This window comes from Bacillus sp. PK6-16 (assembly GCF_056530295.1).
In genome coordinates this window covers 2,189,301-2,202,577 of sequence record NZ_CP096511.1, presented here as the reverse complement: position 1 = coordinate 2,202,577, position 13,277 = coordinate 2,189,301, and the positions used below count along the sequence as shown (strand labels likewise).

Sequence of the window (13,277 nt, the reverse complement as noted above, 5' to 3'; positions counted from 1 at the left end):
TGCAAATCCTTCCTCTAAGCGCCTAACATAGTATATAATAATAAGATAATCTACTTCTATATGCTCATTTTTACACAAAACAGTTCATGCATATGAAAGAAAAGAGGTACAAAAATATGAAAACAAAACAAACAATCGCTGCGTCTACACTAGCTTTAGCAATGATTGCTGGCGCGAACCCTGCTCATGCGGAAGTAAATGATGCTACTCCTCAGCAAAGTACGGGAGATCGATTAGCTGAAATTAAGCAACATAAACAAGAGTTAGATGCGAAATTGCAGCAACACAAAGAAAACGTGGATCAAACATTGAATGAACTTAACAAGGTTAAGGAAAATGTTGATACGAAGGTGAATGAACTACATGAACGTAAACAAGTTGCTGATGAAAAAATTAACGAGATTAAACAACATAAACAAGAGTTAGATGCAAAACTTCAGCAAGACAAACAAATCGCCGAAGATAAAATCGCTGAAATTAAAGAGCATAAAAAACAAGTGGAAGATAAAGTTGCTGAAGTAAAAGAGCATAAGCAAAATATCGATAACAAAGTGAATGAGATTAAAGAACATAAACAAACTGTCGATGAAAAAGTGAATGAAATGAAGCAACATAAAGAGAACATTGATCAAAAGGTTAATGAACTTAAGGAAGTTAAAAAACAAGTAGATGAAAAATTAGCTGAGTTAAAAAAAGCGAAACAAACTGCTGAAGACAAACTCGCTGAACTAAAAGAAAACAAGCCGAATACTGGTAACACGTTAGAGGAACTTAAGAAAATTAAAGGCAATTTAGACAGTCTTTCTGCTAACTTAGAACTAGCTAAACAAGATGTAAAAAACAAACTAGCTGAATTACAAAAGGCTAGAGAAGATTTACTAAATAAAATTAACGAAATTAAACAATCGAAACAAACTGTTTCAGACGATTTAACAAAGAAAAAACAAGACTTAGATATTAAAATTAACGACTTTAAGCATACTGAGAAAAAAATTGACGACAAATTAGCTGAGTTACATACAACGAAGCAAAATGTTGATAACAAGATTAATGAAGTGTCACAGTCTAAACAAACGCAAGCAGATAATAGTACTAAAAACAATAACGCTAAAGAACTTCCTAACGCTGGTAGCGAGCAATCAAACAATATGGCTCTAGGAATGCTATCTGTATTAGGCGGGATTTTATTAATAACACGCAATAAAATTAAAACGTTATTCTCAAAATAAAGCCATTATACTTATTAAAAACAATGATACAAAGGCCAACCGCATATACGGTTGGCCTTTTTCTTTATATTAACTGTCCATCTCGAAGCGTCAATATACGATCACATACATCAAGCATTCTTTCATCATGTGTAATCATAATTGCTGCTTTTTGGCTCTCTTTCACTTCACGTTTCATCATTTCAACAACTTCACGTGCGCGTTTTGAGTCTAAGCTTGCCGTTGGCTCATCCGCTAATATTAAATCTGGGTTGTTCATGAACGCACGAGCAATTGCTACCCTTTGTTTTTCCCCACCAGATAGTTGATTTGGATAATGATTTTTTCTTTCTCCTAATCCAAATGCCGCTAATAAATGATCCGCACGCTTTTCTGATTCTTGTTTACTTTCTTTTTTTAGCTTTGCAATATAAAGCAATTGTTCTTTCACATTTAAATATGGAACAAGATTTGCAAACTGGAAAATGAAGCCGATTTTTTTCAAACGAATGTCTGTCATTTCCTTTTCTGATAGCTTCGTAATATTTTGCTCACGAATGTAAATATCCCCTTTTGACGGTGATAATAGTGCACCCGCGATTGATAATAATGTACTTTTCCCTGATCCAGAAGGACCGACGATTCCGATAAACTCTCCAGCTTTCACATCAAGCGACATCGGATGAAGGGCTGTTACTTCCGTATTCCCTTCTCCGTACACTTTACTTACTTTGTCTAATTTCAATAATGAAGTCATTACATCCCGCCTCCAATTGCTTCTAATGCATCAACTTTTAATACTTGGTATAACGAAATAAGTGTTCCTAAAATACTAATTACGATAAAGATTGCTGCGTATTGTGCAATCATCGGTGTTGTTAATAAGAACGGCATACCCGCTGGTAAAATTTGTTCTAACCCTTGTACAAGAACGATACTAATTACCATCGCAACGACTGATAAGAATAACGCCTGTACGACTAAACTATTTGCTAAATATGAGTTCTTTGTACCAATTGCTTTTAATACACCTAATTGCTGTGTTTTTTGTAGTGTAATAACATAGAAGAATACACCAATTAATAACGCAGCGATCACAAGTAAGAACGCAATGATCATCGTTAATGTTCCTTGCTCTTCTTTAAATCCTGGAATACTTTGCAGTACTTCTTTTTTATCGATAACGTGAGCATTTTTAATTTCTTTATCTGTGTTAAGTGCAATTGCACTATAATCTTTTTGGTTTGGTTGTGAAATAGATCCCCATACGTCTTCATTTACATAAACGACTGGTGTATGGCTAAACATTTGATCTTTCGTAAATCCGACGATTGTAAATTCTTTCTTTGAAACAGGATCAATAATTGTATCTCCAATATCAATTCCTTTTTCTTTAATTGATTCGTCAGCAACCATTTCGTTATTTGCTGTACCTAATTTCTCCCCTTTTACAATGTTCGGTTCTAAAAATGAATCCCGTTCACTTGAGAAAATAGCGATATCAACCTTTTTCGAACTATCTTTCTTTTCATATGTTGAAACTTTCACATGAAACGGAACGGCTTCTTTGTCACCTACTTGATTTACTACGTTATCTACATCGTCTTTCTTAATTTGTGAACGAAGTAATTTATTTTCCGCATCATCTGCTAAAACGAACTTATTTGCCTCCATATTTTGAATCGATGAAGCATTATCATATGATAATCCATTTGCTAATCCTGAAATAACAAGGACTAAAAATGATAATAACACCATAATCAATCCGATTAATCCGTATCGTAATTTTGATTGTTTTAATTCACGCAGAGCTAAAAACATTTCGCTCGCTCCTTCCTCTTTCTTTCTATGCACTAATCATAAAAAAGAAATATGAACGGAATATGAACAGAAGATTACAGAGTAAAAAAAGGAATTTTCTGAAAGTATTGAAAATAAATAGAATCCTTGATACAATTCAGTCAAATAATATTGACCGAGTAATTTAATTCAAGGAGTTGATCATGTTGAAGCCCGTATTAACACTAACTACTTATAGCCAACTAAAAGCATTAAGCGATCCACTACGTGCCGAAATGATGATACGTCTATGCGAACGTCCTTATACTGGACAATTACTATCTGAGAAATTCGGCATTTCAAGGGCGAAAATTCATTATCATTTAAAAGAATTAGAAAAGAATGGTCTTATAGAGATCGTTTATACAGAGGAAAAGAATGGGATTATTCAAAAGTTTTATCAATCTGTCGCGAAAGGCTTCACCCCTGCTACAGATCTATTACCTCATTTAGAGATAGTAAGCGAATCAGGTCGCCAAATCTTTTTACAAATGATAGAAAGAACGAAAAGCCAAATTCTCGCTGCACCAGAAGAAGCTTTTACATTACGAAATGCAAGTGAAGATCCAGCTAAGTGGAATTACGTTTCATCCTGCTGGGAATTTGATGCTACGCCAGAACAATTTCAAGTGTGGGTAAAAAAGTTTTATGAATTAATGGCTGAATTAAACGAAATTACAAAAGGTGCAGATAAAGATCCGAATAGTAAACCTTATTATATTTCTACTACTGCACTTCAAATCGCTGAGAGAACAATGCAGCAATTTATTAAAAAAGAAGAAAAATCGTAATACGATTTTTTTTACATAAACGGTCAAATTTATTTTACCGAATAAATTTATTATAAAGGAGTAGATAAAGTGGACATATTAAAAAACCGGAATTTCCTCTTATTATTTTTAGGAAGAATTTTCACCAACATAGGAGATAGTTTGTATTATGTAGCCGCGATGTGGCTCGTATACAAATTAAGTGGTAATCCTTTTTATTCTGGATTGGCTGGTTCCCTTACGTTATTACCTTCTGCATTACAATTTCTTACTGGTCCATTCGTTGATAGATGGTCCATTAAAAACACCCTCGTCATTACACAAGTTCTGCAATGCATTCTTATTTTAATCATTCCTATTACACACTACTTCGACCTACTAACAGTCCACCTACTACTCATCATCATGCCTATCGTAGCCTTTATTGAACAATTCGCCTATCCCGCACAATCAAAAGCTTTACCACTTCTACTGCATAAAACACAATTATTAAAAGGAAATTCACTCTTCTCATTTGCATATCAAGGCATTGATTTAATTTGTACGACGCTTTCTGGAATATTAGTAGCACTATTTGGCGCGATCACTTTATATGTAATTGACTCTTTCACATTCGCAATTACTGCCCTTTTGTTCTTTTCATTGAAAATACCAAAGCAAACCGAAACGGGCACATCACTTTCAACTAAACAATATTTCTCTGATTTAAAAGAAGGTTTTTCAATTGTCTTCCGTTCCTTAATGGGCGTATTCTTAATCGGTTCCGTTGTCGCTAATTTTTCAATCGGTATGACGATGGCAATACTCCCTTCTTTCGCTGATTCTTTAGGCGGTGTAAAATTATATGGTTTCTTTTTAGCCGCTATATCCGCCGGTTGTTTAATTGGAGCACTATTCAGTTCATGGGTTGGTAAACATAATGTTGGCCGTGTCTCCATTATTAGCTTTGCGACTGGCGCTTTCTTTTGGTTTCTCTCTACAGTTGTACCGTTTCAATGGTTATCCATTTTTTTATTCGGCTTAGCTTGGATACCAATTGGTGCGACCAACATATTATTTGCGACTATTGGTCAAATTGTAATTCCAAACCAATATCTTGGGCGTATCAATTCAGTCACACGAAGCATGGGCACAATTGCTATGCCACTCGGCTCTTTAATTGGCGGATACACTGCGAATGTATATAGTAGCCAACTCATTTTCGCGCTTGCTAGCATCGGGATTTTATTCATTTCCCTCGTATGGCTACTTCATCCGAAATTACGGGCTTTTCCAAAAGCTGATGAAATTACAGCGGATACTTTTGAGCTTCAGTTTAAAGAAGAGTGCGGGAAAGGTGCGGCTTTATAACAGAACAAACATAACCCCGTTCTAAATTGGGGACGGGGTTAAAAATATAATTATTTCATTTTGGATGTAAAATACTTCACTAAAAATATAACAATGAAGTCGTTTGAATATCTAAAATTTATTCAACAATAGCACCAACTAAAAGGTTCCGTTAACGCTTTGATGGCCATGCCCCCTGCATTTTCCTTAATTGAATAATTTGGCCTGTATGATAAGCATCATGAAGCATGATGTCCAGTAATTTACCTTCAAGTGAATTTTGTTCAAGCTCTCTTTCAGAAATTGCACTTAATACCTGTCTTAAATTATGTTGAGCATCTTCAGAACGTTCAACGACTTTCTTCCATTCCGTATCATCATTAGATTGCTTAGTAAGATAAAATGTCTCATTTCCATCAAGGTTATGTGTCCATTCACGGCCTTCCAAGTTGGCAGCAAGCCTCTCTTTGTAATAAATGAGATGATTAACGTTCTCCCAAATGGTATTCGTTTCCTCACTAGATGGTTTCCACATAGCCTGTTCAGCTGTAAGTCCTTCTATAGCATGTTTAAACGGTGCATACCAACTCTCTTTATCGAATGTTGAATCTAGTTTATTTAATAACAAGTCAATTCGTTTCAAAATAATTTCCTCCCTAAATAGCTAAGGTTTCAATAAAATTCTTATAACTCTGTAGAAATTCTACATTTTTAAATAAACTTCCTCCTAATCTCACTCCACAAAATCGTCCGATTATGCAATTAAAATGACTCATATTTTTTCATTTTACACGTATACTAGCGACAAAAAAGAAGAGGCTGTTCCCAAACAGCCTCTTCTATCTATTTAGGAAGCTCCACCCGAACAGTCGTCCCTTCCCCTTTCGTGCTATAAACTGAAACAGTTCCGTTATGCAGTTCAACAATCTTCTGCACAATCGACAATCCTAAACCGCTACCTTCTACGTTTCTTGCCCTTGCTGTATCTACTTTGTAAAAACGATCAAAAATACGTTCCATCTCTTCTTTTTCCATTCCGATTCCGTTATCGGATATAGAGATAATGACACTAGACTCTAACTCTTCCACGAAAAACTCAATCGTCCCAGCATCGTTTGAAAACTTAATACTATTCGTAAAAATATTACTCCACACTTGATGAAGCAAGTTTTCATCACCTTTAATTGTAATGTCCGGCACATCAAACTCAACAGCGATATCTTTCTCACGCCATTTCCATTCGAGCATAAAAATGACGTCTTTAATTTGCTTCTGCAAATTGAATTCTTTTATTTGTAAAACTTTCTCTTCTTTATCTAATGAAGCGAGCGTCAGTAACTGTTTACATAAACTAGACATTCGCTTACTTTCCCCCTCAATAATTTGTAAGTAATGGTTTCTTTCTTCCTCACTCATCTTTTCTGTTTGCAACGTTTTTGAAAAACCTTGTATGGAAGAAAGCGGCGACTGGAATTCATGTGAAACGTTCGAAACAAATTCTTGTCTCATTTCATCTAGTTCTTTAATACTCTTCGTCATCTTTTGGAAGCTTGTAGATAACGTTCCTATTTCATCTTTTCGTTTTACATCTAATTCAATTGCATATTCCCCACTCGCAATTTTTTGCGTAGCCTTCGTAAATTTACGGATTGGGCGAACGATATAACCTGCTGCAATCACTATAAAGATAATGCTTAATAGTACGATAAACCCAAGTAATACCGCTAAGAAAATTCGCATCTCGCCAAATTGGTTCTGAATGTCGGGACGAATAAATAAAGCGTACTGTTTATCACCGTGCTTTACCGGTACACCGACACTATTTATTAATTCATTATCGAAAAAACCTGTAATAAAGAGACGCGTTGGATACGTAGAAACACCATTAAACGTTTCCCCTTGCAATACTTTATGAACAGTAGCATCGCTAATAGACGTCTTACGAAACGCATTGCCGATACGCTTTCCATTCTTTTGATCATCTACAATATAAATTTCATACCCTAACTTCGCAATAGATTGTAAGTACGCCTCTTGATTTTCTTCACTTTGCTTTTCATATAATGACTTAACTTCTTCCGCATACTTTAAAATCTTTTCACTATTATACGGTTTTAACTTCACTTGATAATATACGTTCGTTAATAAAAAGCCGATAATACTACTAAGTAGCATAATACCGACCGTCATAAATACAAATCTAGAATATAGTGATTTCATTTTATTTCAGCTCCAACTTATATCCGAGTCCGCGTACTGTCGTAATTTGAAAATCATCCGTTCGTTTTGAGAAACGATCTCGGAGCCTTTTCACATGAACATCAACTGTTCGTTCATCCCCTTCAAAATCCATTCCCCATACTAGTTCAATTAACTCTTCTCTTGAAAATGTTCTTCCAGGATAACTAGCAAGTTGTGATAATAGCTCAAATTCCTTTAAAGGAAGCAAAATTGTTTGACCGTTACACTTTACTTCTACACCTTTTCGATCAATTGTCGTTCCGTGCAACGTAATAATATCTGCACTCAGCATTTGATAACGACGTAATAAAGCTTTCATACGGAAAATGACTTCAGCTGGCTCAAATGGTTTTACGATATAATCGTCTGTACCAGAAATGAATCCTTTTTCTTTATCCACTAACTGGTCTTTCGCAGTTAATAAAATAACAGGAATATCATGATACTTCCGAATTTCTTCACATAACGTATAACCATCAACAAACGGCATCATAATGTCTACAATCGCAAGATGAATGTTTTCCTTCTCTAATACGTCTTGCGCTACCTTTCCATCTTCCGCCTCAAAAACTTTAAACCCCTCTTTTTGTAAATGATAATGCAATAACTCTCTAATATGTTTATCGTCATCAGCTAATAAAATATGTATCATCTTCATTAAACCCTCTCTCGTTCATCCTTCTACATCACTACATTAAGAAACAATTGGATTTTTTGCAAGAAAAAGAAAAAGAATCTATTTTGAAAACAGATGATTCAAAATAGATTCTCACGTTTTAGTATTAAGTTTATTTTAATCAAAAACAATTTTTAAGCCTTCGAAATATCAACAAATCCTTCTCCGAACACGTCACGAACATCGTGTATAGCGATGAACGCAGCTGGATCTGTAGTTTGAACAATCCGCTTTAGCTTCACTACTTCTTGCTTATTAATAACAACATAAAGAATTTCCTTCGGAGTTTTCGTGTAATAGCCATGACCTGAATACACAGTAACCCCTCTACCCATTAAAGTCGTCACCTTCCCAGCAATTTCATCTGGTTTATCAGAAATAATCGTGATGGCCTTTTTCGGATTTAAACCTTCAATTACAAATTCCATTACTTTCGTTCCTACATATAACATAATAATTGTCAGCATCAGTTTTTCTGCACCAATGATGAAATAAGATGAAAACGCAACGATTAAATCGAAGAACAGTAGACCATAGCTAATACTCCAGCCTAAATACTTATGCGTCATTCTTGCTAAAATCGTAGTACCTGCAGTTGTTCCGCCAACACGAATGATTAGACCAATACCACACCCAATAAATATTCCACCGAAAATGGCATTTACGAGCATTTCATCAGAAGCAATCGTCCAGCCTTCTGTTAAATGAAGAAATAGCGAGTTGGTCACTACAGCGATAATCGTATAAATCGTTGTAATCTTATTTAAAAATTTATAACCGACTATTAACAAAATCGCATTTAAAATTAAGTTAACTAAACCTGGTGACCACTCAAATAAATAGTACGTAATAATCGTGATACCTGTTACCCCGCCCTCACCAAACTCGTTCGGAATAACAAATAAATTGACACCTAACGCAAAAAGAAATGCACCGATAATAATAAAAATAATGTCTGTCGTTCTTTTTTTCATACAGTACCTCACTTCTTATGTAAATATTTATTCTGCCATAAACTCTCACTATTATATCGTGGAATATTCAAATCGAACAGTGGTTTGTTTTTATTTTAATATAAGATAAAAAATCAACATTATTTATTATGTACTGCAAATAAAGTTTTGATTTCACCCGTAATTTACTCTTAAAAAGAAATGCTGAACATTGACTTGCACAAATTTCAAATAAAAAAGTACCCATCTAATTGTCATACACAATGATAATTAGATGGGTACTGCATGATACATTTAGTTTTTACATGTATTGTTTGGAGAAAATTGCAAATAACGATTTATACTCGCCTTATTAAGACCAAATCCATACATCATCATTATTTTCAACGTTCGTCTTTGCTTCATGAACTTTTTCAATATGGTCAACTGTGTTCCAGTTAATAGAACTTCCGCCCCACCCTACATACTTCATATCAATTCTCACTTTCTCACCCACATTAAATACTTGTCCCTTTGTTAAGAAAACATCAATAATATCTTTCTTCCCATTTAACGATGGATACTCAACTACAACATATTTAGTAGCACTGTCTCCCTCATCTTCCATCGTTCCTACTTTTGATACTTCTCCAATTACATAATTAGGTGAGCCATCTTCTTTCATGTGCATACCTAACTTGTTTGTTGTATTTTCAACTGCAGTTGCAACCATATATTCTGTAAAATTACGCATCATAGATCCAGTAGCTTTTACTTCATCTCCTACTTTCACGTTTGAAAGTGAATCAATATACACACTAACAGGTTCCTCATATTGCTTAGATTTTACAACAATCACACCGTTATCTACTTCTACTACTCGTCCTTCTAACGTCGAGAAATTCGATTCAATAGAAGCTGCACTCGCTTTTGTTAGTTCTAATCCTGGTACATTTGTTCCTGATAATGCTGCGATCCCTAAAGCACCTGCTAAAATTATTTTTTTCATACCCATTATGAAACATCTCCATTCATGATGATTTTATTTTTGATTGGATACGACCAACCTGTAACTATTATAGTTACAGTATATAAAAAATAGCAACCCTCTTTCTCATGCAATGATGCATACTGTACTTTTTAAATATAAAGCAAGAGGGCTTTAATTTAATTCAAAGCTAAAATAACCTTATGACCACGGTATAAAGAAATTAAGATCTACTTTCGGTCCTAAGGTTAATGAATAGCTTTATAAAAACTCAATCAAAATCTATTCAACTAGTTGAAAAATGAACCATGTCGAATTTTATTTCCATAAAATTCAAATTTCAAGGAGGTTTTACAAAATATTACACAGAATTATTCGTATATCGTAATATAATTGTATTTTTTTACGATTCATTTCATTTTATCTACCACGTTTAGACAAAATGAAATAAAACAATAAAAAGGAGAGAGATAGATTGAAAAGAAAAATTAGTACAGCTGTTGTAGGGTTATCAGTGTTTAGCTTTGGTCTTTTTGGTGTAAATATTGGGGATGGGGGCGTTGTAAAAGCAGAGCATGGCGATGTTCCTGCTCCAAAACTAGAGACACATGCTGATCTAAGCTCTAAATTAGATTCACATGGCGACACTTGGGCTCCTTCTTATACAAATACTCATGGGGAAGGAATGGCTCTTAAAAAAGAGAGTCACGCTGACTTCTTTGCTCCTACGTTAGAAGCGCATGGTAATACTGGCGCTCCTGCTTTAAATGTTGGTGATACTCCTGCTCCAAAATTAGATTCCCGTGACGATACTGGCGGCGCTCCTGCTTTAAACATCGGCGACACTGGTGGAGCTCCTAAACAAGAAGGGCATACACATTTCCCTGCTCCGAAAGTTGAATCTCATGGCAATACTGGCGGCGCCCCTGCTAATTCTGAACATAGTACAGGTTGGTAAGTTAACAAAATTAAAATCTATTTAGATTACCATTTTCATATACTTACAAGGAAACCATTCGATGTAACAAATATTATGTATATACATGATTTCTATTGTGATACATTCTAACTAAGAGAAATCTCCAATACATATGTGGTTTTCAAGTCTAAAAAATACACCTATTAATTAGGTGTATTTTTATTTTACCTCTCTATCTACTAATTAAAGAATAATTCCCTAAAAATCAAAAAAAACGAAGAATCTATCTATACTTCGGACACTTAAAGTACCACGAACGTTGCGATTTTTAGGGACAATCCGTATCAAACCTCCCTTTCCTCCCATGCCTAAAGGCGATAGCTTTCTTGTTCAGGAAAAGCTATAACCTCTCCATTCATGATGATTTTATTTCTCGGATTGAATATGACCAACTTATAATCATTACAGTTACAGATTGCAGAAAATATCAACCGTCTTTCTCATACAATGTTGCATACTGTAATTTTCAAATATAAATTGGTTATTCCTATATTCAACACTAAGACTGAATTCTTGAATCCCAGCAGGTAAACGAATTGATGATGAAGAAACTAATGTCATACATCATGTTTTTCAATAATACAGTTTGTATAATCGTAGTCCATTACATTCTGTAGCAGCGGAGTTAACATGTTAATAAAACCAAAGAGGTTACAAGCAGAAGATATCGTGGCGACAGTAAGTCCTTCATGGGGAAGCGCAGGTGATTCTGAGATAAGATAACGATATGACAGAGCTTAAATAAATAAAAACACTCCTATAAGATATGACTGTGAATTAGTACTTTTTAAATGATATGGAGATTACTTATCTAATGATAAAGGGGGATTTACGTGTATGGAGGTAACATTTACAGTAAGTAAGTGGGATGAAAAACCAATCGATGATAATAAAAAAGATTTCCCTATTAATATTGCTCATGTTGAATATGATATCGATGGGGAATTACAAGGAAAAGCTTTTGTTGAATACTTATTATATTATTTGGACTCAAATATAAATGATGGTCACTTGGCTACTGCTAAAATTTCTGGTTTTTTACACTTTGAAGGAATTTATAAGGGGCAACAAGGGACATTTACAGCTATAGAGCAAGGAATATTTGATAAAGGAAATTTAGATTCCCCAGGAACAATTATTAAAGCTACCGGTAACTTAGAAAACCTGAGAGGATCCTATAATTATCAGTTTACAGGTCAAACTAGTAAACTAATTTTAGAGTTTGAATTTCAGCAAAATACCTTATAATTTAGTGGAAAGGACATTTCTTGTAATACTAGGAATGTCCTTTTTGTTGACGAGTTTATCCATCACCTATTTTCTAATAGTTAAGAAAAGAACAGAGTATATTACATAACGTCTTATTATCAGTATTCAACGATACATCAAATTTTCGTTATGAGGGAAATTAAAACTCTAAGCCTGAGAGGCAGCGGGGGCCCACTTATTCATTACTTTTCCTACCAATCAAAGAATAATGCCTGAAAAGCTCCCCTGCATTACTTCTTTTCCAAGTTGATTCATACATATAAACATTTTAATTATCTTTGGACGTTTTTTCATCAGGTTCTAATTGTTCAATGGTTACGTCACAACGAATGGTTACTATTAATTGGTGACTTTCTATTAAATGAAAATCGCCTCTTATAGAGCGCAGTTTTACTTATGTTCATTCTTATGCAAATTCTGAAGCATATTCTTCGTATGTCTTTAATGTATTAAGCAATCGAGCTGATTCAATCATGATTTCGTTCGATGAATCAGTTACACAAATGACAATAAATCGATTATCATCTCTATCTCCAAACAACCCTTCTGATTCAAGTTCCATTAACACATTTAACGTTTCTTTCAACAGTGTATGTACTCGTATGTTAAAGTCATCTTCGACGATATTATGATATTTCTTAATAATTTTGTTCACTTCATCAAACATTCCAAAATCGTCCCATTCGCTCCACTCAACAGCTCCGTATCTATAATAATTGTATAAAGGGTCCGATTTATTAACTTTGATTAGTCTTTCTTTATTTGCCACTGGTCCAATGCTATTGACACAATCGTCTGTTAATATGGAGTACCCGTATATTGTGTCAACACCGCATCTTGTTAAAAGTTCGTTATAATGACAACGAATTGCATTTTTCAATTCAACATAAAAACTTTTTTGCAGCTGCATTTTCATCGTATTTCCTCCATTTTTTTGTAGCGACCTGTTGTTACATATTTCAATCTTAACATTAAAATCAACATTAAACGTTTACTGAGCCAAAATAAGAAAAACCGAAACTAAAATCATTTCGGTTTTTCTAACT

The 13,277-nt window shown here is 34.4% G+C and carries 13 protein-coding genes; 5 read left to right on the top strand and 8 right to left on the bottom strand.

Going from position 1 to position 13,277, the window contains the following annotated elements:
- Positions 1–116 precede the first annotated feature (116 nt).
- The gene (locus M1D66_RS11385) at positions 117–1,229 is read left to right on the top strand and encodes an LPXTG cell wall anchor domain-containing protein (protein WP_000851000.1); all 1,113 of its coding nucleotides are present in this window, start codon (positions 117–119) and stop codon (positions 1,227–1,229) included.
- Positions 1,230–1,293: 64 nt separating this feature from the next.
- On the opposite strand, the gene M1D66_RS11380 is transcribed toward M1D66_RS11385, so the two are convergent.
- Positions 1,294–1,965 carry an ABC transporter ATP-binding protein gene (locus M1D66_RS11380; protein ID WP_000202606.1) on the bottom strand — a complete coding sequence of 224 codons (672 nt, stop codon included), beginning with the start codon at positions 1,963–1,965 and terminating at the stop codon, positions 1,294–1,296.
- A complete protein-coding gene (locus M1D66_RS11375) occupies positions 1,965–3,029 on the bottom strand; it encodes an ABC transporter permease (protein ID WP_000477742.1) in 1,065 nt (354 codons plus the stop codon). The genes M1D66_RS11380 and M1D66_RS11375 overlap by 1 nt, the downstream gene beginning before the upstream one ends.
- Before the next feature lie 185 nt (positions 3,030–3,214).
- On the opposite strand from M1D66_RS11375, the gene M1D66_RS11370 reads away from it, so the two are divergent.
- Both M1D66_RS11370 and M1D66_RS11365 read left to right on the top strand, forming a co-directional pair.
- Positions 3,215–3,838, top strand: coding sequence for an ArsR/SmtB family transcription factor (locus M1D66_RS11370; RefSeq protein WP_000805790.1), 624 nt, complete (start codon positions 3,215–3,217; stop codon positions 3,836–3,838).
- A gap of 69 nt (positions 3,839–3,907) precedes the next feature.
- The gene (locus M1D66_RS11365) at positions 3,908–5,167 is read left to right on the top strand and encodes an MFS transporter (RefSeq protein WP_086385043.1); all 1,260 of its coding nucleotides are present in this window, start codon (positions 3,908–3,910) and stop codon (positions 5,165–5,167) included.
- Between the two features lie 151 nt (positions 5,168–5,318).
- On the opposite strand, the gene M1D66_RS11360 is transcribed toward M1D66_RS11365, so the two are convergent.
- From M1D66_RS11360 to M1D66_RS11340, 5 genes are all read right to left on the bottom strand, one after another.
- On the bottom strand, positions 5,319–5,789 hold the full coding sequence (locus M1D66_RS11360; RefSeq protein ID WP_242555138.1) for a DinB family protein: 471 nt from the start codon (positions 5,787–5,789) through the stop codon (positions 5,319–5,321).
- Between the two features lie 200 nt (positions 5,790–5,989).
- Positions 5,990–7,366 (bottom strand): sensor histidine kinase, encoded by a 1,377-nt coding sequence (locus tag M1D66_RS11355; protein WP_242555137.1) that lies wholly within the window; start codon positions 7,364–7,366, stop codon positions 5,990–5,992.
- Between the two features lies 1 nt (position 7,367).
- A complete protein-coding gene (locus M1D66_RS11350; RefSeq protein ID WP_000781961.1) occupies positions 7,368–8,045 on the bottom strand; it encodes a response regulator transcription factor in 678 nt (225 codons plus the stop codon).
- Between the two features lie 152 nt (positions 8,046–8,197).
- A complete protein-coding gene (locus M1D66_RS11345) occupies positions 8,198–9,037 on the bottom strand; it encodes a YitT family protein (RefSeq protein WP_000747497.1) in 840 nt (279 codons plus the stop codon).
- Positions 9,038–9,368: 331 nt separating this feature from the next.
- The gene (locus M1D66_RS11340) at positions 9,369–10,010 is read right to left on the bottom strand and encodes a hypothetical protein (RefSeq protein ID WP_149149792.1); all 642 of its coding nucleotides are present in this window, start codon (positions 10,008–10,010) and stop codon (positions 9,369–9,371) included.
- A 448-nt stretch (positions 10,011–10,458) separates the two neighbouring features.
- Between M1D66_RS11340 and M1D66_RS11335 the strand changes: the two genes are divergently transcribed.
- Together M1D66_RS11335 and M1D66_RS11330 are read left to right on the top strand one after the other, a co-directional pair.
- Positions 10,459–10,941: a hypothetical protein gene (locus M1D66_RS11335; protein ID WP_000823364.1), complete on the top strand. Its 483-nt coding sequence runs from the start codon at positions 10,459–10,461 to the stop codon at positions 10,939–10,941.
- Positions 10,942–11,799: 858 nt separating this feature from the next.
- Positions 11,800–12,210 carry a DUF3224 domain-containing protein gene (locus tag M1D66_RS11330; protein WP_000454094.1) on the top strand — a complete coding sequence of 137 codons (411 nt, stop codon included), beginning with the start codon at positions 11,800–11,802 and terminating at the stop codon, positions 12,208–12,210.
- 427 nt (positions 12,211–12,637) lie between these two features.
- Here M1D66_RS11330 and M1D66_RS11325 read toward each other — a convergent pair whose 3' ends face one another.
- Entirely contained in the window at positions 12,638–13,147 is a 510-nt protein-coding gene (locus M1D66_RS11325) for a DUF4303 domain-containing protein (RefSeq protein WP_000783832.1), read from the bottom strand.
- Between the last annotated feature and the right edge of the window lie 130 nt (positions 13,148–13,277).

Coding starts and splice junctions, on each gene's coding strand:
- M1D66_RS11355 (WP_242555137.1), bottom strand. CDS start 7,366: ATGAAATCACTATATTCTAGATTTGTATTTATGACGGTCGGTATTATG.
- M1D66_RS11325 (WP_000783832.1), bottom strand. CDS start 13,147: ATGAAAATGCAGCTGCAAAAAAGTTTTTATGTTGAATTGAAAAATGCA.
- M1D66_RS11380 (WP_000202606.1), bottom strand. CDS start 1,965: ATGACTTCATTATTGAAATTAGACAAAGTAAGTAAAGTGTACGGAGAA.
- M1D66_RS11385 (WP_000851000.1), top strand. CDS start 117: ATGAAAACAAAACAAACAATCGCTGCGTCTACACTAGCTTTAGCAATG.
- M1D66_RS11345 (WP_000747497.1), bottom strand. CDS start 9,037: ATGAAAAAAAGAACGACAGACATTATTTTTATTATTATCGGTGCATTT.
- M1D66_RS11330 (WP_000454094.1), top strand. CDS start 11,800: ATGGAGGTAACATTTACAGTAAGTAAGTGGGATGAAAAACCAATCGAT.
- M1D66_RS11340 (WP_149149792.1), bottom strand. CDS start 10,010: ATGGGTATGAAAAAAATAATTTTAGCAGGTGCTTTAGGGATCGCAGCA.
- M1D66_RS11375 (WP_000477742.1), bottom strand. CDS start 3,029: ATGTTTTTAGCTCTGCGTGAATTAAAACAATCAAAATTACGATACGGA.
- M1D66_RS11350 (WP_000781961.1), bottom strand. CDS start 8,045: ATGAAGATGATACATATTTTATTAGCTGATGACGATAAACATATTAGA.